Origin of the sequence: Streptomyces sp. NPDC019531, from assembly GCF_044903305.1 — a bacterium.
In the GTDB taxonomy this organism is placed as follows: Bacteria; Actinomycetota; Actinomycetes; order Streptomycetales; family Streptomycetaceae; genus Streptomyces.
Map to the genome: position 1 here is coordinate 1 of NZ_JBJDQL010000031.1, position 18,410 is coordinate 18,410.

An 18,410-nucleotide genomic window follows, 5' to 3' on the forward strand; every position below is an offset into this window, starting at 1 on the left:
GCGGCCGGTCTGGAGGGCCGGCACCGCAGACGACGGCACTTGACCACGATTCCTGATCCACGAGCCGCCCTCCGGCCCGACCTCGTGGTCCGCAAAACTGACTGTTTTCGGTTTGCCGATTCCTCCTGCTTCTGGTGTGAGCGCAGCCATATGGTGCATGGCCATGCCCCAGGTAGCGAATGAGCTCTGTCCTTTTCCGGAGTTCGCGAGGTAACGAGCCTGCCAGCGGATTCCTCGTCCCCGGTCAGCGGTCAGATATAGAGGTCGGAAGCTCGTACCGCAGGGGCGCGGGAGGTCACCTCGCTCGGTTTCAGATATCTCTTGTGCCAGCGGTCGAAAGGGACGAGTCCGTCGGGCACATATTTCCTCACGCTTCATCGGGGGGCTGTTGTCGGTCTGTCCTGGTGGCTTCATGGGTACCGCGTGCAGGGCTTCCACGGGCAACTCTTTCCACCGCGGAATGTGATTATGCACAGCTGTTCATGGCGCTTTGATCGGACAGCAAGTGGTCTCACACTGTGCAAGACCGTGACACGACACCTGACCCCCGCCTCCTGTCTCTCGGCATGCAGATCCGCAGAATCAGAGAAGAACGCGGCTACAGCCTCGAACAGCTCGCCGAAAGAAGCGACCTGAGCTTTCGCGGTCTCATCTACATCGAGCACGGTCAGCGAAACCCCAGCATCCTCACCGTGGTTGACATTGCGAAGGCCCTCGATGTCACGCCGAGCGAACTCGCTGACCACCTGGCGGCCGAATAGGCAGGCAGCCCGCAGGCCGCGCTGATGGCCTGACGGCCTCGTCGACTGCCGCGGCTGCGACCATGAGGGCCGGCCGACGATTGCGGTGATGCCGCGTCTGACTCTTCATCCCGTGTGCGGTGAGCCAAGGAAGGCTTTCGGCCGTCGACAGTGGTGCTGTGCAGAGCGCTTAAGTCACTTTGCCGCAGCAGTTCGTCCTGCACGTCCTGTCCTTCCTCGTTGTCCTGGGGTCCGTCGACGGCCCTGGTAGGTGTGATGTTGGCGAGCCGGTGATGCATGTCCGCCTGCAACTCCGCGAGGGAGATCTCGGGTGTCATGGCGAGCAGGGGCAGCACGAGGCCGTTCTCCTTGGCCAGGTGCTCCTCAAAGAGCACCTGCAGGGCCCGGGCATCGGCCGCTGCATCCGCTGAGGTGGGCTCGACGCGCAGGGCGTCGATGAGCGCGGTGAGGCAGCGGTGTTCGCCGATCAGGCTCTCGATGAGCAGGCGGGCCTCGTGCATGCCGTGCGCGGCGGGGTAGAGCGCGGCCTCCTTGGCGGCGGCCTGCGGCAGAAGCGAACGGTCGCAGAAGCCCACGAGACCGGCGCGGATCTTCTCCGCGGCGCTCGGGTCAGTGCGCGCGGCGGTGACCAGCATCGTCACCCGTCCGGCCAGCTCCCCTGCCAGGCGGGCATGGTGCGCCTCGACGACTTCAAGGGCCGCAGCGTCCTCGGGGTCCGAGGCGAGGGTGAGCACGCTCATGACGGTGTCTCCAGCAGATCGGGCCGACTCGGTCGGCCGATGCGGGTGTGTATGCCATTCCGGGGCGTTGGCACCGGGGAGGAGGATGCTGCGTCCGGCCGCTCTGGGCGGCCGGACGCCTGACCGAACCGGGCGCCACGCACCGTACGCGCTACACCTGCGGCAGCCAGGGACGGGGGAATTGGCCGCCTGGCAGGAACGGAATGCGGTCGTACAGATGGGCATCTGCGGTTCGATCAATGCCCAGCATGCAACGCTGGCCACACCCGCCTCCCCGGCCGACCGGGCCCGACCACCGGGACCATTGGGCCCTATTGCGAGCAGCCATATTGGGCCGGAAGGCCAGCCCCCAGGGACCGCCAGCCCCAGGTGGGGACACGGTGCGCCGCCTAGCGTTCCGGGCCATGGAGAACGATCAGAAAGCACGGCGTGAGGCGCCGAGCGCCGGTGAAGGCTGGCCGCTGGCGGCCCGTCGACTGCTCACGCGCAGCGAGGTGTCGGCCGACGGACGCGCCGTGTTCGGCACGGGCGATCCGAAGTGGGAGGGCTTCTACCGGGACCGCTGGGCACACGACAAGGTGGTGCGCTCCACGCACGGCGTGAACTGCACCGGTTCCTGCTCCTGGATGGTGTACGTCAAGGACGGCATCATCACCTGGGAGCACCAGGCCACCGACTACCCGTCGATCGGCGCGGACTGCCCCGAGTACGAGCCGCGAGGGTGCCCGCGTGGGGCATCGTTCTCCTGGTACACGTACTCGCCCAGCCGGGTCCGCTACCCGTATGTGCGGGGTGCGCTGCTGAAGCTGTGGCGCGAGGCCCGTAAGCGGCTCGGCGATCCGGTGGCGGCCTGGGCCGAGATCACCGGCGACCCGGCGAAGGCCCGCGCGTACAAGCGGGCCCGCGGCAAGGGCGGCCTGGTGCGCGCCGACTGGGACGAGGTGAGCGAGCTGATCGCCGCCGCCCAGGTCCACACCGTCAAGGCGTACGGTCCCGACCGCGTCGCGGGCTTCTCGCCCATCCCGGCGATGTCGATGGCGTCCTTCGCGGCCGGTGCCCGGTTCCACTCGCTGATCGGCGGCACGCTGCTGTCGTTCTACGACTGGTACGCGGACCTTCCGATCGCCTCGCCGCAGGTCTTCGGCGACCAGACGGACGTGCCGGAGGCGGCGGACTGGTGGAACGCCGGCTATCTGATCATGTGGGGTTCCAACATCCCGGTGACCCGCACACCCGACGCGCACTTCCTGACCGAGACCCGTTACAACGGCACCAAGGTCGTCGCGGTCAGCCCCGACTACGCCGACAACGTCAAGCACGCCGACGAGTGGCTCGCCCCGCACCCCGGCACCGACGGGGCGCTGGCGATGGCCATGGGGCACGTGATCCTGCGCGAGTTCCTGATCGACCGTGAAGTGCCGTACTTCCAGGACTACCTTCGCAAGTTCACCGACGCGCCGTTCCTGGTGACCCTGCGCGAGCACGACCACGGACTCGTCCCCGACGGGTTCCTGACCGCCGCCGATCTCGGCCATGAGGACGAGCATGCCGAGTTCAAGACGGTCCTCCTGGACGGGGCCACCGGCGAACCGGTGGTCCCCGGCGGCTCGCTCGGCTTCCGGTGGGGGGAGGCCGGGCGAGGCCGCTGGAATCTCGAACTGGGCGATGTGGTACCGGAGTTGAGCCTGCTGGAGAGGGCCGAGGACGCCGTCGAGATCGCGCTGCCCCGGTTCGACGAGGGCGGCACCGAGGGCGGTTCGTTCATGGTCCGGGGCGTTCCGGTCCGCAGGATCAGCGGACGGCTCGTCACCACGGTCTTCGATCTGATGCTCGCCCAGTACGGGGTGAAGCGGCCGGGTCTGCCGGGCAACTGGCCGTCGTCGTACGAGGACGCGTCCGAGCCCTACACCCCGGCCTGGCAGGAGACGATCACCTCCGTGCCTGCCGAGCAGGCGGCCCGGATCGCCCGGGAGTTCGCGCGCAACGCCGAGCGCACCAACGGCCGGTCCATGATCGCACTTGGTGCCGGCACCAACCACTGGTTCCACTCCGACACCATCTACCGGGCCTTCCTGGCCCTCACCACCATGACCGGCTGCCAGGGCGTCAACGGCGGCGGCTGGGCACACTACGTCGGCCAGGAGAAGGTCCGCCCGGTCACCGGGCAGCAGCACCTGTCGTTCGCCTTCGACTGGCAGCGGCCCACCCGGCACATGGCGGGCACCTCGTACTGGTACCTGAACTCCGACCAGTGGCGCTACGAGGCGTTCGGCCCGCAGGAGTTGGCTTCCCCGCTCGGGGATGGGCGATTCGCGGGCAAGGGGTTCGCGGACTGCCTGGCGCAGGCGGTGCGGCTGGGCTGGACGCCCGGTCACCCCGGCTTCAACCGCAACCCGCTCGACCTGACGGACGAGGCGAGGTCCCAGGGCAAGGAGGTCGCCGAGCACATCGTCGACGAGCTGAAGTCGGGGCGGCTGCGGTTCGCCGCCGAGGACCCCGACGACCCGGCCAACTTCCCCCGCGTACTGACCGTATGGAGGGCCAACCTGCTGGGCTCCTCCGGCAAGGGCAACGAGTACTTCCTGCGCCACCTGCTGGGCACCGACGCGGCGGTCCGTTCCGAGGAGACCCCGCCCGAGCACCGACCGAAGGACGTGGTGTGGCGGGACGAGGCACCCGAGGGCAAGCTCGACCTGCTGGTCACCATGGACTTCCGGATGACCTCCACCGGCCTTCTCGCCGACGTCGTCCTGCCGGCCGCCACCTGGTACGAGAAGGACGACCTGTCCAGCACGGACATGCACCCCTTCGTGCACGCCTTCACCCCGGCCATCGCCCCACCCTGGCAGGCCCGCACCGACTACGACACCTTCCTGACCATCGCCGACAACTTCAGCGAACTCGCCGCCGAGCACCTGGGTACCCGTACCGACGTCCTCGCGGTGCCGCTGCTGCACGACACCCCCGACGAACTCGCCCAGCCGGGCGGCGTCGTGCGGGACTGGAAGACCGGGGAGTGCGAGCCGATCCCGGGGCGGACCATGCCCAAGCTGGTCGTCATCGAGCGGGACTATGCCGCGATCGCGCAGAAGATGCGTGCCGTCGGCCCGCTGCTCGACACCCTCGGCACCACCACCAAGGGCGTCACCGTCCACCCGAACCAGGAGATCGACGAGCTGCGGCGCCGCAACGGCACCGTACGCGACGGGGTCGCCGCCGGACGGCCCTCGCTCGCCACCGCCTCCGACATGTGCGAGGCGATCCTCGCCCTGTCCGGCACCACCAACGGCCGCCTGGCCACCGAAGGCTTCCGTGAGCTGGAGCGGCAGACCGGCAGCGAGGGGCTCGTCGAGCTCGCCTCCGAGCGGGAGGCCGAGCGGATCACCTTCGCCGACACCCGCACCCAGCCCCGCTCCGTGATGACCTCCTACGAGTGGTCGGGCTCGGAGACGGGCGGGCGCCGCTACTCGCCGTTCGTCATCAACACCGAGCACAAGAAGCCCTGGCACACCCTCACCGGCCGCCAGCACTTCTTCGTCCAGCACGACTGGATGACTGAACTCGGCGAGCAACTGCCCGTCTACCGGCCGCCGTTGAACACGCCCCGGCACTACGGCGACGAGCAACTGCACGACAAGGACCGGGCGGAGGTCACCGTCCGCTATCTGACCCCGCACTCCAAGTGGTCCATCCACTCGAACTACCAGGACAACAAGTACATGCTCGACCTGTCCCGTGGCGGACCCACGATCTGGATGTCCTTGGAGGACGCCGAAAAGATCGGCGTCAAGGACAACGAGTGGATCGAGGCGTACAACCGCAACGGTGTCGTCGCCGCCCGGGCCGTGGTCACCCACCGCATGCCCGAGGGAACCGTGTACATGTACCACGCCCAGGACCGCAACGTGAACGTGCCGAAGACCGAGGTCAGCGGCAAGCGCGGCGGCATCCACAACTCCCTGACCCGGCTCCTGCTCAAGCCCACCCATCTCGCCGGCGGCTACGCCCAGTTCACCTACGCCTTCAACTACTACGGCCCGACCGGCAACCAGCGCGACGAGGTCACCGTCATCCGCCGCCGCTCACAGGACGTGGAGTACTGACATGCGCGTCATGGCCCAGATCGCGATGGTGATGAACCTCGACAAGTGCATCGGCTGCCACACCTGCTCGGTCACCTGCAAGCAGACGTGGACCAACCGCACGGGCGTCGAGTACGCCTGGTTCAACAACGTCGAGACCAAGCCCGGCGTCGGCTACCCCCGCCGCTACGAGGACCAGGAACAGTGGAAGGGCGGCTGGATGCTCGACAAGCGCGGACGTCTCGTCCTGCGCTCCGGCGGCCGGATCAAGCGGCTCCTGTCCCTCTTCTCCAACCCCGACCTGCCGAGCATCGAGGACTACTACGAGCCGGTCACCTACGACTACGACAACCTCGTCAACGCCCCGGCCGGCAAGGACATCCCGGTCGCCCGCCCCCGCTCGGTCCTCACCGGCAAACCCACCGCCATCACCTGGGGCGCCAACTGGGAGGACGGCCTCGGCGGCGCCCCCGAGAACGCCGGCGGCGACCCGAACCTGAGCGGTGAGTGGGCGGAGAAGGTCAAGTTCGAGTTCGAGCAGACCTTCCTCTTCCACCTGCCCCGCCTGTGCGAGCACTGCCTCAACCCGGCCTGTGTCTCTGCCTGCCCGTCGGGCGCGATGTACAAGCGAGTCGAGGACGGCATCGTCCTGGTCGACCAGGACCGCTGCCGCGGCTGGCGCATGTGCGTGACGGCATGCCCGTACAAGAAGGTGTACGTCAACCACGCCACCGGCAAGGCGGAGAAGTGCACCTTCTGCTTCCCGCGCATCGAGGCCGGCCAGCCGACGGTGTGCTCCGAGACCTGCGTGGGACGACTGCGCTACCTGGGTCTGCTGCTGTACGACGCCGACCGCGTCGGCGAGGCGGCGGCCACCCCGGACGGGCAGGACCTCCTCGACGCCCAGCGCGGTGTCTTCCTCGACCCGAACGACGCCGAAGTGATCGCGGCGGCCCGGCAGTCGGGCATCCCCGAGGACTGGCTGGAGGCGGCCCGCCGCTCCCCCGTGTACGACCTGGTCATGCGCTACAAGGTGGCGCTGCCGCTGCACCCGGAGTACCGGACGATGCCGATGGTCTGGTACGTGCCCCCGCTCTCGCCCGTCCTGGACGCCGTCGACGCGGCGGGCGGCAACCAGGACGACCCCGACCACGTCTTCGCGGCCGTCACCCGGCTGCGCATCCCGCTGGAGTACCTGGCGGAACTCTTCACAGCCGGAGACACCCACGTCGTCGCCGGCGTGCTCATGAAGCTCACCGCCCTGCGCTCGTACATGCGCGAACGCACCCTCGGTGAGGACGGCGACGAGGCCACGCTCAAGGCGGTGGGTCTCACCGCACGTGAGGCGGAGGATCTGCACCGCCTCCTCGCCGTGGCCAAGTACCAGGACCGGTACGTCGTTCCCGCCGCGCACAAGGAGGACGCCGCCGCGCTGACCGCGATGGAGAACCGCTGCCCGGTGGAGTCCGCAGGTGAACCGTCCGACCGCAAGGTGATGCTCGGCATCCCCACCCTGCGCCGCAGCACCACTGGAGGCCGTTCGTGAGCCCGCTTCCCACCACCATGCCCGCCATCGTCCGCACCCGCGTCCGCGCGGCCGTACGCCGCCTGGCCCGCCTCACCCCCGAGGAGGCCGAGGCACGCACCCTGCTGCTGCGGCTGTGCTCGCTGCTCCTGCAGTACCCAGACGCCGAACTGGCCACCGCCCGCCCGGTGTTGACCGCGACCATCGAGGCACTGCCGCCCTCGCCCGCCGCCGAGCACCTGGCCGCCTTCACCTCCTGGTTCGCCGGCCAGGAACCGGAGGCTCTGGAGCGGCACTACGTTGAGATGTTCGACCTGCGCCGCAAGAGCAGCCTCTACCTCACCTACTACCTGCACGGCGACACCCGCCGCCGTGGCATGGCCCTGCTCACCCTCAGCCAGCGCTTCCGGGCCGCGGGGTGGGACACCGACGGCGGCGAACTGCCCGACCACCTCCCGGTCGTCCTGGAGTTCGCCGCACTCGCCGGCCCGGGCGGCGGCGAGGCACCTCTGCGCCAACACCGGCGCGGTCTTGAACTGATCCACCACGCACTGACCGACGCCGACTCCCCGTACCAGCACATCCTGGCCACGCTGCTCACCCTCCTGCCGCCGCCCACCGAGGCCGACCGCGCGGCGGTGGCCCAGCTCGTCGCCGAGGGCCCGCCGAACGAGGAAGTCGGCCTCGACCCCTACGGGACATACGGGGACGGAGAGTTCGCCCCGCCGGGCACCTTCGTACCGCCGATGCCCGCTCCACCGACCCATGTGCCGCCCGCCGCGCCCAGCCGTACGGAAGGACACCGATGAACACCTCGCTCTCCGCCTCGGCGAGCGGCGCCGATCTGCTCCTGTGGGTCGCCGTCCCCTACATCTGCCTCGCCGTGCTCGCCGTCGGGCACGTGTGGCGCTACCGGCAGGACCAGTTCGGCTGGACCACCCGCACCAGCCAACTCCTCGAACACCGCTGGCTGCGCTGGGGCAGCCCGTTGTTCCACCTCGGCACCTTCATGGTGATCGCCGGACATGTCGTGGGCCTCGCCATTCCCGACGCGCGGACCGAGGCCGTCGGCATCACCGAGCACACATACCACACAACTGCCGTATGGGCGGGCTCAGTTGCGGGCGTCGCCATGGTCGCAGGGCTCGGCATGCTGTGCGCCCGCCGACTGCTGACCCGCCAGATCCGGCTCGGCACCGACCGCAGCGACAAGTTCCTCTTCCCGCTGCTGTCCGCCACCGTCCTGCTCGGCATCACCGCCACCGCCGCCCACAACGTCTTCGGCGCCGGCTACGACTACCGCTCCACCGTTTCCGTCTGGTTCCGCGGCCTGTTCGTCCTCCAGCCCAAGCCCGAGGCCATCGCCGGAGCCCCGCTGCTGTTCCAACTGCACGCCCTGACCGCCTTCCTGCTCTTCGCGGCCTGGCCGTTCACCCGACTGGTCCACGTGTGGAGCGCCCCCATCGGTTACCTGGCCCGCCCGTATCTCGTCTACCGGCGGCGGGCCACACCGGCAGCAGCGCCGAAGGCAGGCGGCCGGACCCGGCCGGCCTCCGGCTCCCGGCGAGCCGCATGACTCACGGACCCGCCCTCGCACCGGGCACCGCGGCCACTCGGCGCCCGCACACGGTGGCCGCGGGTCCTCGAACCGGATGGGTGCTGGTCCCCGCCGGGATCGCCGGCTGGCTCGCCTCCTTCCAGCTCACCGTGGACGACTGGCGGCTGTTGCGCGACCCCGCCTACCAACCGCCCTGCAACATCAGCCCCGTCGTGAGCTGTGGCAGCGTCATGTCCAGTCCGCAGGGCAGCCTGTTCGGCTTCCCCAACATGCTGCTCGGCTTGGGTGCCTTCGCCGCCGTGACCGCCCTGGGCATCGCCGCGCTCTCCGGGGCGCGCCTGCATCGTCGGCTGTGGCTCACGCTGGACGCCGGGGCGCTGGTGGGTGTGGTGTTCGTCCACTGGTTGATCGGCCAGTCGCTCTACGAGCTCAACAAGCTCTGCCCCTACTGCGCCATCGTCTGGGTCGTCACCATCGCCCTGTTCTGGTACATCACTGTGCACTGCCTGGAAGGCGGGATCATCCCGGTACCCCAGGGCGTCCTGTACATCGTCCGAGACACCCACTGGATGCTCCTCGGCGCCTGGTACGGGGTGATCGGGCTGCTCGTCCTCACCCGCTTCTGGCCGTACTGGAGCAGCCTGCTGTAACCACCGACGCACTCCGCACAGGCCACTCGCAGGTCACACAAACGAGAGAACGACGATCATGGACGACGTAGGTGGTTGGAGGAGACATGCCTGGGGGTGCACCGGGCCATGGTGAGAACGAGTGCCGGTCACCGGCCTTCGCTGAGAATCGATCAACCTTCGCTGCGAGAGGTCAACGGTCGTTGTGAGTGGATCCGCGGCACCTCAGGGTGGACTAGGCTTGAAGAGTTCTTCAATTCACTAGTTGCCGTGAAGTACGGCCGTCGGGGAGGAGGCCCGGATGGGCGGGTCCGTGTTCGCCGAGGCACTGCTGGAGCGGGTGCGCCAGGCGCGGGCGGTTCTCGAAGTGGCGCTGGAGGCCGGGGACGCCTATTCCGTGGCGGTGGCCCAGGACGAGCTGGATGACGCGGTGCGGGTGGCGCGGCGGCACGGGGTCGAGGTCGGCGCCGTCGAGGTGGAAGGGGAGTGATCCGGGTGCCTGTTCCCCTGTATGAGGCGAAGGCGGAGTTCTTCCGGATGCTGGGACACCCCGTGCGCATCCGGGTACTGGAACTGCTGCAGGACGGGCCGAAGCCGGTCCGTGATCTGCTCGCGGCGATCGAGGTCGAGCCGTCGAACCTGTCGCAGCAGCTGGCCGTGCTGCGCCGCTCCGGCATCGTGACCGCGACGCGTACCGGGTCGACGGTGGTCTACGAGCTGGCCGGCGGAGACGTCGCCGAGTTGCTGGCCGCGGCACGCCGGATCCTGTCCGTGCTGTTGGCCGGCCAGCAGGATCTGCTCGACGAACTGCGCCGGACGGAGACCACACAGTGACGGGCGGAGACTCCCATCGGTTCCGGCTCCCCTGGCATCGCGGCAGGCCCACGGCGGCCGTCGAGCACCTCCGGCCACCCGTGCGGCGGCACGTCACCTCGGTGCGCGTGGGGCCCGATGCGGTGCGCGAGGCCCGGGAAGCGGTGGCCGGCCACCTGGGCGAGGCCGGTGTCGCCCCTGAGTCCGCCTTCGCCGACACCGTGCTGCTGGTGGTCAGTGAGCTGGTCACCAACGTGCTGCGGCATGCCCCGGGCTCGCCGCTGGCGGAGGTGGGGATAGCGGTCGCCGGTGACCAGTTGGTCGTCAGCGTCGCTGATGCCGAGCCGCGTATGCCGGATCTCACGCTGGAGGGCACGGGGGCGGGGTTGCGGATGGTGGCCGAGCTGGCCGCCGACTACGACGGCGACCTGAGCGCCGAGCCGGCCGTCGATCACGACGGCAAGGTCGTCCTCGTACGGTTCGAGATCCCCTCCTGAGCACACGGGACAGGCCACGACGACGAAGGGCATGGACACGGTGAGCGACGTTCGCAAGGGCCGGGACGCGGAGGATCAGAAGGAGCGCGGTGTCGCACTGCGCGCCTTCTTCTACATCTTCGGCACACACCTGATCGCGGGATTCATCATGCTGCTGTTCTACCTGGGCGAGCACGCCCCCAAGTGACCCGCCATGTCAGCCGGCGGGCCCTTCGGGATCTGGGCTTGCACCGTCTGCGGCTGTGCCACTCGACCGCGAACCTGGCGTCCTGCCTGGTGGCGGCCAAGGCCGGTTACGCGTTCGAGGGCACGATGCGCAGCGCACTGCTGCACGAGGACGGCCGGCACGACGAGCACCTGCACTCCCTCGTCCAAGGGGACCTCTAGCGGCATCCGGCGGTTGGCCGGGGCCCGCTACAGGTCGTTGCCCGCGTAGGAGAGGTTGAAGCTCTTGTTGGTCAGCGGGAAGTCCGGGACGATCGTGTCCGCCAACGCTACGGGCAGGGCGGGCCAGTTGAAGAAGGACGGGTCGACCGGCTTCACCCGGGCCAGGGTTCCGTCTGTAGTGAGTTCGACGCGGGTGGCGATGGTGCCTCGCCAGCCCTCCACGAGCCCCACGCCGGTGCGAGGGCCAGCGCCTGGTCCCGGCGAGGTCCCCAGGACGGCCCCGGGGGCAGCGAGGCCGTCGGCGAACTGCTCGATCAGGGCAAGGGAAGTGTCGATCTCCTCGGCGCGGACCAGGAAGCGGGCCAGGACGTCGCCGCTGTCGTGGACGGGGACGTCGAGCCCGGTGTCGTACGGCGTGAAAGGGTGCGCGATGCGGGCGTCGCCGTGCAGGCCGCTGGCGCGGGCGACGTAGCCGAGGCAGCCGATCTCCCGGGCGGCGTCGGTGTTGAGGACGGCGGTGCCGGTGAAGCGGTCGCGGACGGTGGAGTGGCCGAGGGCGAGGTCGGTGATCTCGCGGATGTCGGTGCCGATCGCGTTCAGTTGGGCGGGGTCGGGCAGCGCGTGCAGGGCCGTGCCGCCGGGGACGACTCCGCCGCGCAGCAGGCGGTGGCCGGTGATCTGGCGGTTGAGGCGCAGGAGTTGTTCGCGGATGCGCTGGGCGTGGGCGTTGAGGATGCCGTGGCCGACGTCGTTGCAGAGCAGGCCGAGGTCGGCGATGTGGTTGTGGATCCGTTCCAGTTCGAGGAGCATCGCCCGGGCACGCTGGGCCTCGGGCGGGACCTCGGTGCCGGTGGCCTCCTCGACGGCCAGGCAGTAGGCGAGGGCGTGGCCGACCGCCGTGTCGCCGCTGATGCGCTCGGCGAGCGGGATGCCGGCGGCGATCGACAGTCCTTGGAACAGCTTTTCCACACCCCTGTGGACGAACCAGAGGCGCGCCTTGAGTTTGAGGATGGTCTCGCCGACGACGGAGAAGCGGAAGTGGCCTGGTTCGATGAGCCCGGCGTGCACCGGGCCGACCGGGATCTCGTAGACGCCGTCGCCCTCCACTTCCAGGAAGGGGTAGGGGCCTTCCTGTTCGCCGAAGGCGGGTGGTGGGCCTGCGTCGGGGAGCATCGGGTACCAGCCGCGGGGCCAGTGGAAGTGGCGTACGAGGCGGCGTGGGAGGGGGTGGTCGAGGGGGACGATGCCGAACAGGTCGCGCATCTCGCGTTCGAACCGGCCTGCGGGGAAGGAGAGGTGGGCGAGGGAGGGGACCTCGGGGTGGTCGGGGTTGAGGCGGACGTGGAGTTCGGTTCGGGTGTCGGGCGGGCCAGCCACGAACAGGTACACCACGCGCGGGCCGGTGCCGTCGATGTGGGCGGCGACCAGGGCGAGTCGGTGGCCTTGGGCGAGGAGGTCCTCGGCGTGCTGGGGCAGTGCGGCAGGGCTGACCTGGTATGTCGTGCGCATCGCTTCAGTGGCCTCCGATCGCCTGGGCGGCGGCGTACAGCAGGTCGGTGAGCGGTCCGGTGGCCACGCCCAGGGCGGCGCAGGCGGCCAGGCCCAGGACGAGGGGCCACACGCCCGACCCCTCGGCTCCCTCGGCTCCTGCGGGTCCCGTCGGGGCGGGGCCGAGCAGCATCCGGGCGGTGCGGGCGGCGAGCGCGGCGAAGGCGATCAGGACGAGCAGCAGGGCCGCCGCCGTGGCCCAGGCGAGGCCGCCGCCCGCGGCGAACCCGGTCCGGGCGATGCCGAGTTCGGAGGCGAAGAGGCTGAAGGGCGGGAACGCCAGCAGCGCCACGCCCGAGAGGGCGAACGCCCCGGCTGGCACGGGAGCCCGGGCCAGCAGTCCGCGGACCCGTCCGATCCGCGTCGTGCCGGTGATCTGGAGGATGCGGCCGGAGGCGCAGAAGGCGACGGACTTGGCGAGTCCGTGCCCGGCGATGTGCAGGAGCGCGGCGGACAGGGCGAGCCGGCTGCCGATGGTCGTGGCCAGGGCGATCAGGCTCATGTGCTCCATGGACGAGTAGGCGAGCATCCGCTTGTAGTCGCGCTGGGCGAGCAGCAGCCCGGCCGCAAGCGCGAGGGTGAGCAGGGCGATCCCGGCCAGCAGCACGCGGGTGAAGTCCGGGCCGAGGGCCGCGTCCGCGATGACCCGGTAGCGCAGGACCGCGGCGAAGGCGACGGACAGCAGCACGCCCGACATCAGCGCGGAGACCGGCGCGGGCGCCTGGCTGTGGGCATCGGGGAGCCAGGCGTGCAACGGGACGAGACCGGCCTTGGCGCCGAAGCCGAGGATCACGAGCGTGATGCCGAGCCGGGTGACCGCTGGGTCGAGGCGGTCGGCGCGGGCGACGAGGGTGGGCCAGTCGAGCGCCCACGCCTCGGCGATGCCCGCCTGCCGGGCCGCGTAGTAGATCAGGACGGTGCCGAGGAAGGCGAGCGCGATGCCGGCCGAGCAGATCACGACGTACTTCCAGGCCGCCTCCACCGACGTACGGGTGTGGCGGTGGCCGACGAGGAAAGCGGTGACGATGGTGGTGGCCTCGACCGCCACCCACAGCACGCCCAGGTTGGCGGTCACCACCGCCAGGCACATCGCGGCCAGGAACGCCTGCACCAGAAAGTGATAGCGCCACACGGTACGGTCGTCCGCCCGCCCGGCGCCCGTTCGCCCGCCAGGTACGCCGGGGCCGACCCGCAGGCGATCAACGCGACGGCACCGACCACCAGCAGCATCCATGCGGTGAGCGCGTCCGCGCGCAGCAGCCCGGAGTACGCCCGCCGTGGTCCGTCGGCGAGGACGGACACGGCGAGCAGGCTCCCGCAGGTGAGGATCACGGCGGGTGAGAGGAGACCTGCCCAGTCGGCGGCGTGCAGCCGCGCTACGGGTTCGGGCCCCGGCTCGGGTTCGGGGCGCTCCGCCACCACGACGGGCGCCTTCCCCGCGGGCACGGGCTGTCGGGCTCTGGGCAGCACGGTGGTGGCCGGGCGGCGGGTGCGCAGTCCGGTCAGCCCGTACGCGCCCGCGACGACCAGCGGCACGGCGGCGGGCGCGGTCAGCAGAGCTGTGTCGTTCATCAGTCGTGCAGCTCCCGCAGGTCGTCGATGTCGGTCGTGCCGAACGCCGCCCGCATCCGGGTGGTGAGGATCTGCAGCACGAGCACCGCGAGCAGCACGTCGAAGGAAACGCCGAGTTCGACGATCAGCGGCACACCGGAGGTGGCGAGGAATGCGGTGGCGGTGATGCCGTTGTCGAGCAGCAGGAAGCCGACCACCTGGGCGAGCGCCCGCCTGCGGGTCACCAGGACGAAGAAGCCGATCAGCACGACGGCCAGGCCGACGGGCAGGGCGCGGGTGGCCGGCGTCGGGTTCAGCTCGGTCAGGGGGCGGGCCACTACGTAGGCGAGCAGCGTCAGCAGGGCCGCGGTCAGCAGCGAGGCGGCGATGTTGACGAGCGGCTGCGTTTCCCGGGTCTCGGATCCGCCGGTGCCGTAGCGCTGCCGGTCCTCGGTGAGTGCGGCCAGGGCACGGCGCATGAGATACGGCAGCACGCCCGCCCTGAGCAGTCCGATGCCGATCCCGACGCCGACCAGGTCCCAGCGCTGTTCGTGCGCGCCGAGCAGGACGGCGACGGCGGTCAGGGCCATGCCCTGCAGGGCGAAGATCCGGACGATCGCGGTGAGTTCGCGCCGCCACAGTACGACGACGGCAGCCAGCAGGAAGGCGCCGCAGGCCAGGTCGAGGAGCTGGATGTAGAGGCCCTCACTCATGACACTCCGTTCAGGAAGTACGAGGCGGTCACCGCGAGCAGCGCCAACAAGAAGGACCCGGCGAGCAGTTCCGGCACCCGGAACAGCCGGACCTTGGCCCAGAACACCTCGGCCGCCGCGAGCATCGCGCCCAGCAGCACGACCTTCACCGCGAACAGCGCCAGCGCCACCACCACGCCCGCCCAGGAGGCGCTGGTCGCGATGCCCCACGGCACGAACAGCGAGGACAGCAGCCCGAGCAGCAGGGTGAGCCGCATCTGGGCGCCGAGTTCGACCAGTGCCAGGTCGGGTCCCGCGTACTCCAGCACCATCGCCTCGTGGATCATGGTGAGTTCGAGGTGGGTGGAGGGGTTGTCGACCGGGATCCGTCCGGTCTCCGCGAGCACCGCCACCGCCAGCGCGGCCGTGGCCAGCAGTCCGGCCGGTGAGGCGAGGCGGGCCGGCTCGTCCACGGCGCCGTTGACGATGGCCGGGATGTTGGTCGTCCCGGCCGGTATCGACAGGGCGAACACCGACAGCAGGATGGTCGGCTCCACCAGCGCGGCGACCGTCATCTCCCGGGAGGCGCCCATCCCGCCGAACGCGGTGCCGGTGTCCAGCCCGGCCAGGGCGAGAGCGAGGGTGCCGAGCGCGATCAGTGCGACCACCAGAATGAGGTCCGCGTGGGAGCTGACCGGGGTGTCGGTGGACAGCACCGGCACCAGGGCTGTGGCCACGACGGTGGTGGCGACCAGCAGGGCGGGCGCGGCGCGGAAGGTGGGCCCGGTCCCCACCGGGGTGATGGGCTCCTTGCGCAGCAGCTTGCGCGTGTCCCGCCAGGGCTGGAGCACCCCGGCCCCGGCGCGCCCTTCGAGGCGGGCCCGGACCTGCCGCATCCATCCGGTCAGCAGGGGCGCCCCGGCGCCGACGACGACGATCTGGCCGACCATGGCCGCGTATCCGACAGTACTCATCTGTTCACTCTCACCAGCCCACCGCCAACACCAAGAGCAGCACGACCAGGCCGGCGAAGCCGTAGCCGAGATAGAGGTGGACGCTGCCGCCCGCCAGTCGCCGCGCGGCCCGCCCGGCCCCCGACAGGGCGGCCAGCACCGGTTCGTACAGCCGGGGTTCGATCCGGTCGGGCACCCGCCGCTGGAAGCGCACCCGCTCCACCAGATACGCCGACTCGCGCACCGGGGTGACGTCCACGTCCTGCTCCGGCGCGAGGACGTCGTCGAAGACCCGCTGCAAGGGCTCGGCGAACGAGGTCGCCGTATACGCCATGCGCGGGGTCGGTGCGCCGCCTCCGCAGTCCCACAGCCGGGCGTTCACACGGCGCCGCCGGCGCCCGTACAGCCGGGGCAGCCCGGCGGCCAGCGTCAGCGCGGCGGCGAGCGCGGCCACCACCCACAGCGGCGACAGCAACGCGGACACATCAGCGAGCCGCACCTTCAGCCCACCACCCGACACCGCCTCGCCGCCGGGCAGCCCGGTCGCGCCCACGGCCCGGTCCAGGCCGTCACCCAGCAGCCCGGGCACCAACGCCAGGGCCGCGCACCACACCCCGAGCAGCCCCATCCCTACGAGCATGAGCGGTGGTGCCTCCTTCGCCGAGGCGGCCGGTTCACTGCGGGGCCGGGCGAAGAACCCCACGCCGAGGGCCTTCACAAAGGCGGCCGCGGCGATCCCCGCGGACAACGCGATCAGCGCCACCGACAGCGGCAGCACGACGGCCACCGCGCCCCCCGGCACCTGGAGTCCGTGGATCAGGGACTGCAGCAGCAGCCACTCGCTGATGAACCCGTTGCCCGGCGGCAGCGCCACCGCGCCGAGCGCGGCCAGCGCGAACAGCCCTGCCGTGGCCGGCATCTTGGAGCGCAGCCCGCCCAGCCGGTCCAGGTCCCGCAGGCCGGTCGCCCGCAGCACCGAGCCGGCCGCGCAGAACAACAGGGCCTTGAACGCGGCATGGTTGACCACATGCAGCAGCGCGGCCGCCAGGGCCAGTGCCGCGAGCTGCCGGTCACCGTAGGCGGCGAACAGCCCGGACGCCCCGACCCCGATCAGCACCAGACCCATGTTCTCGCTCGTCGAGTACGCCAGCAGCCGCTTCAGATCGGCGGCCATCGCCGCCTGCAGGATCCCGAACACCGCGCTGGCGCCGCCCGCCGCTATCAACCCCAGCCACCACCAGGCCGGGCCACCGCCAAGCAGGTCGAGGCCGGTACGGACGAGGCCGTAGACGCCGAGGTTGACCATGGCCGCGCTCATCAACGCCGAGACCGGGCTGGGCGCTTCGGGATGCGCGCGCGGCAGCCAGACGTGCAGCGGCACCGCACCTGCCTTCGACGCGAACGCCGCCGCGACCAGCACGAACACCAGCCCCCGCACCGTCGGCGACACGTCCTGCACGCCCGCCCGCAGCGCGGCGAAGGTCTCCCCGCCCGCCTGCGCGGCGAACAGGGCGAAACCGGCCAGCAGCAGCACCAGCCCGAGGTGCGTCATCACCGCGTACCAGACGCCCGCCTGCCGGACCGAGGCGCGCTCCCTGTGCTCGGCGAGCACCAGCAGCAGCGACGCGAGCGCCATCAGCTCCCACCGACGCCGCGACCGGCACCAGGACCAGAGTGAGCGCGAACAACGGCAGCACCGCCTGCGCCGTACGGGACGCGAGCCCGTGCGGGCCATGCCCGCCGGCGTAGCCGATGCCGTACACCGCCACAGCGGCTACGACGGCCCCCGCGACCGCCATGAACAGCCCCGCCAGCGCATCCACCGCCACCTGCGCCCCGGCCAGCGGCAACACCTGGGGGAAAGCGGCCGACCAGTCGCTGCCTCCCATTGCAGCCACCCCCGCCGCGCCACCGCTCATCCCCACACCTGCCGTCAGCACTCCCACAACCGCGACGCGCAGCCGGGGCGGCAGCACGTACCCGGCCAGCGCGCCCGCGCCGCCCAATGCGCTGGCCGTCGCGAGGGCGGCCGGGATCAGACTCACCGTCCGGTCACCCTCCGCAGCGCCGCCACGATCTCCGTCGGCTCCGGCGGGCACCCGGGCACCGCCAAGTCCACCGGTACGACATCGGATACGGCGCCCTCGACGCCGTACCCGCCGGCGAACTCCCCGCAGTTGATCGCGCAGTCCCCCACCGCGACCACCAGCCGGGGCTCGCCCATCGCGGCGACCGTGCGCCGCAGCGGCTCGGCCATGTTGCGGGTCACCGGCCCGGTCACCAGCGCCACGTCCGCATGCCTGGGCGAGGCCACCAGCCGGGCCCCGTACCGCTCGGCGTCGTACACCGGATTGAAGGCCGCCGCGATCTCAATCTCGCAGCCGTTGCAGGACCCTGCATCTACGCACCGCACCTGCACCGAGCCGCCCAACTCGCCCGCACCCGGAGGGGCATCGCCCTCCGGTCGTGGCGGAGCGGGCTCGGCCACCCGACCGGTCTCGCGGATCTTGCGCAGCAGGCCCATGAACCCTCCCTGATCCGGTGAGGACATCTCCGCAGTTCACCAACGGGGTGATCTGCAGTTGGAGTTACGGCACTTTCCTTGCGCTTTGCCGATATCGGCGAGGCTTTACGGGGTTGGAGCGGCCGTCTCCCGTCGCCATGGAGTGCTGTC

Annotated in this window: 19 protein-coding genes; 11 read left to right on the forward strand and 8 right to left on the reverse strand. The window is 70.6% G+C overall.

What is annotated here, in order from left to right; all coding sequences use genetic code 11:
* The first annotated feature begins 566 nt into the window (after positions 1-566).
* Positions 567-761, forward strand: a complete 195-nt coding sequence (locus tag ACI2L1_RS29800) for a helix-turn-helix domain-containing protein (protein ID WP_404742489.1) — start codon at positions 567-569, stop codon at positions 759-761.
* Here the strand turns inward: ACI2L1_RS29800 and ACI2L1_RS29805 are convergent.
* Entirely contained in the window at positions 668-1,501 is an 834-nt protein-coding gene (locus tag ACI2L1_RS29805; protein ID WP_404742490.1) for a hemerythrin domain-containing protein, read from the reverse strand. The genes ACI2L1_RS29800 and ACI2L1_RS29805 overlap by 94 nt on opposite strands.
* Before the next feature lie 404 nt (positions 1,502-1,905).
* On the opposite strand from ACI2L1_RS29805, the gene ACI2L1_RS29810 reads away from it, so the two are divergent.
* From ACI2L1_RS29810 to ACI2L1_RS29855, 10 genes are all read left to right on the forward strand, one after another.
* Positions 1,906-5,604 carry a nitrate reductase subunit alpha gene (locus ACI2L1_RS29810; RefSeq protein WP_404742491.1) on the forward strand — a complete coding sequence of 1,233 codons (3,699 nt, stop codon included), beginning with the start codon at positions 1,906-1,908 and terminating at the stop codon, positions 5,602-5,604.
* A gap of 1 nt (position 5,605) precedes the next feature.
* The gene (gene narH, locus ACI2L1_RS29815; protein ID WP_404742492.1) at positions 5,606-7,129 is read left to right on the forward strand and encodes a nitrate reductase subunit beta; all 1,524 of its coding nucleotides are present in this window, start codon (positions 5,606-5,608) and stop codon (positions 7,127-7,129) included.
* Positions 7,126-7,917: a nitrate reductase molybdenum cofactor assembly chaperone gene (gene narJ, locus ACI2L1_RS29820; protein WP_404742493.1), complete on the forward strand. Its 792-nt coding sequence runs from the start codon at positions 7,126-7,128 to the stop codon at positions 7,915-7,917. Before narH ends, narJ begins: the two co-directional genes overlap by 4 nt.
* On the forward strand, positions 7,914-8,684 hold the full coding sequence (gene narI, locus ACI2L1_RS29825; protein ID WP_404742494.1) for a respiratory nitrate reductase subunit gamma: 771 nt from the start codon (positions 7,914-7,916) through the stop codon (positions 8,682-8,684). The genes narJ and narI overlap by 4 nt, the downstream gene beginning before the upstream one ends.
* The gene (locus ACI2L1_RS29830) at positions 8,681-9,316 is read left to right on the forward strand and encodes a vitamin K epoxide reductase family protein (RefSeq protein WP_404742495.1); all 636 of its coding nucleotides are present in this window, start codon (positions 8,681-8,683) and stop codon (positions 9,314-9,316) included. Before narI ends, ACI2L1_RS29830 begins: the two co-directional genes overlap by 4 nt.
* 280 nt (positions 9,317-9,596) lie before the next feature.
* The gene (locus ACI2L1_RS29835; RefSeq protein WP_404742496.1) at positions 9,597-9,785 is read left to right on the forward strand and encodes a hypothetical protein; all 189 of its coding nucleotides are present in this window, start codon (positions 9,597-9,599) and stop codon (positions 9,783-9,785) included.
* A 5-nt stretch (positions 9,786-9,790) separates the two neighbouring features.
* Positions 9,791-10,129 carry an ArsR/SmtB family transcription factor gene (locus tag ACI2L1_RS29840; RefSeq protein WP_404742497.1) on the forward strand — a complete coding sequence of 113 codons (339 nt, stop codon included), beginning with the start codon at positions 9,791-9,793 and terminating at the stop codon, positions 10,127-10,129.
* Positions 10,126-10,605 (forward strand): ATP-binding protein, encoded by a 480-nt coding sequence (locus ACI2L1_RS29845; RefSeq protein ID WP_404742498.1) that lies wholly within the window; start codon positions 10,126-10,128, stop codon positions 10,603-10,605. The genes ACI2L1_RS29840 and ACI2L1_RS29845 overlap by 4 nt, the downstream gene beginning before the upstream one ends.
* A gap of 40 nt (positions 10,606-10,645) precedes the next feature.
* Positions 10,646-10,792: a DUF6126 family protein gene (locus tag ACI2L1_RS29850; protein ID WP_404742499.1), complete on the forward strand. Its 147-nt coding sequence runs from the start codon at positions 10,646-10,648 to the stop codon at positions 10,790-10,792.
* A 38-nt stretch (positions 10,793-10,830) separates the two neighbouring features.
* Positions 10,831-10,992: a GNAT family N-acetyltransferase gene (locus tag ACI2L1_RS29855; RefSeq protein WP_404742500.1), complete on the forward strand. Its 162-nt coding sequence runs from the start codon at positions 10,831-10,833 to the stop codon at positions 10,990-10,992.
* Between the two features lie 27 nt (positions 10,993-11,019).
* Here the strand turns inward: ACI2L1_RS29855 and ACI2L1_RS29860 are convergent, their stop codons facing one another.
* From ACI2L1_RS29860 to ACI2L1_RS29890, 7 genes are all read right to left on the reverse strand, one after another.
* Complete coding sequence (locus ACI2L1_RS29860; protein ID WP_404742501.1) at positions 11,020-12,501, reverse strand: NADH-quinone oxidoreductase subunit C; 1,482 nt, start codon at positions 12,499-12,501, stop codon at positions 11,020-11,022.
* Positions 12,502-12,505: 4 nt separating this feature from the next.
* Positions 12,506-13,651, reverse strand: coding sequence for a proton-conducting transporter membrane subunit (locus tag ACI2L1_RS29865; RefSeq protein ID WP_404742502.1), 1,146 nt, complete (start codon positions 13,649-13,651; stop codon positions 12,506-12,508).
* Positions 13,612-14,112 (reverse strand): hypothetical protein, encoded by a 501-nt coding sequence (locus ACI2L1_RS29870; RefSeq protein ID WP_404742503.1) that lies wholly within the window; start codon positions 14,110-14,112, stop codon positions 13,612-13,614. The genes ACI2L1_RS29865 and ACI2L1_RS29870 overlap by 40 nt, the downstream gene beginning before the upstream one ends.
* The gene (locus ACI2L1_RS29875) at positions 14,112-14,804 is read right to left on the reverse strand and encodes a hypothetical protein (protein ID WP_404742504.1); all 693 of its coding nucleotides are present in this window, start codon (positions 14,802-14,804) and stop codon (positions 14,112-14,114) included. Before ACI2L1_RS29875 ends, ACI2L1_RS29870 begins: the two co-directional genes overlap by 1 nt.
* Positions 14,801-15,757 (reverse strand): respiratory chain complex I subunit 1 family protein, encoded by a 957-nt coding sequence (locus ACI2L1_RS29880; RefSeq protein WP_404742505.1) that lies wholly within the window; start codon positions 15,755-15,757, stop codon positions 14,801-14,803. Before ACI2L1_RS29880 ends, ACI2L1_RS29875 begins: the two co-directional genes overlap by 4 nt.
* Positions 15,758-15,767: 10 nt before the next feature.
* Entirely contained in the window at positions 15,768-17,372 is a 1,605-nt protein-coding gene (locus tag ACI2L1_RS29885) for a proton-conducting transporter membrane subunit (protein ID WP_404742506.1), read from the reverse strand.
* A gap of 405 nt (positions 17,373-17,777) precedes the next feature.
* Positions 17,778-18,260, reverse strand: a complete 483-nt coding sequence (locus tag ACI2L1_RS29890; protein ID WP_404742507.1) for an NADH-quinone oxidoreductase subunit B family protein — start codon at positions 18,258-18,260, stop codon at positions 17,778-17,780.
* Between the last annotated feature and the right edge of the window lie 150 nt (positions 18,261-18,410).

Excerpts from the sequence above, each read along its gene's own strand:
- ACI2L1_RS29800 (WP_404742489.1), top strand. The coding sequence starts at position 567 with ATGCAGATCCGCAGAATCAGAGAAGAACGCGGCTACAGCCTCGAACAG.
- ACI2L1_RS29805 (WP_404742490.1), bottom strand. The coding sequence starts at position 1,501 with ATGAGCGTGCTCACCCTCGCCTCGGACCCCGAGGACGCTGCGGCCCTT.
- ACI2L1_RS29810 (WP_404742491.1), top strand. The coding sequence starts at position 1,906 with ATGGAGAACGATCAGAAAGCACGGCGTGAGGCGCCGAGCGCCGGTGAA.
- narH (WP_404742492.1), top strand. The coding sequence starts at position 5,606 with ATGCGCGTCATGGCCCAGATCGCGATGGTGATGAACCTCGACAAGTGC.
- narI (WP_404742494.1), top strand. The coding sequence starts at position 7,914 with ATGAACACCTCGCTCTCCGCCTCGGCGAGCGGCGCCGATCTGCTCCTG.
- ACI2L1_RS29830 (WP_404742495.1), top strand. The coding sequence starts at position 8,681 with ATGACTCACGGACCCGCCCTCGCACCGGGCACCGCGGCCACTCGGCGC.
- ACI2L1_RS29835 (WP_404742496.1), top strand. The coding sequence starts at position 9,597 with ATGGGCGGGTCCGTGTTCGCCGAGGCACTGCTGGAGCGGGTGCGCCAG.
- ACI2L1_RS29860 (WP_404742501.1), bottom strand. The coding sequence starts at position 12,501 with ATGCGCACGACATACCAGGTCAGCCCTGCCGCACTGCCCCAGCACGCC.
- ACI2L1_RS29870 (WP_404742503.1), bottom strand. The coding sequence starts at position 14,112 with ATGAACGACACAGCTCTGCTGACCGCGCCCGCCGCCGTGCCGCTGGTC.
- ACI2L1_RS29875 (WP_404742504.1), bottom strand. The coding sequence starts at position 14,804 with ATGAGTGAGGGCCTCTACATCCAGCTCCTCGACCTGGCCTGCGGCGCC.
- ACI2L1_RS29880 (WP_404742505.1), bottom strand. The coding sequence starts at position 15,757 with ATGAGTACTGTCGGATACGCGGCCATGGTCGGCCAGATCGTCGTCGTC.
- ACI2L1_RS29885 (WP_404742506.1), bottom strand. The coding sequence starts at position 17,372 with ATGGCGCTCGCGTCGCTGCTGCTGGTGCTCGCCGAGCACAGGGAGCGC.
- ACI2L1_RS29890 (WP_404742507.1), bottom strand. The coding sequence starts at position 18,260 with ATGGGCCTGCTGCGCAAGATCCGCGAGACCGGTCGGGTGGCCGAGCCC.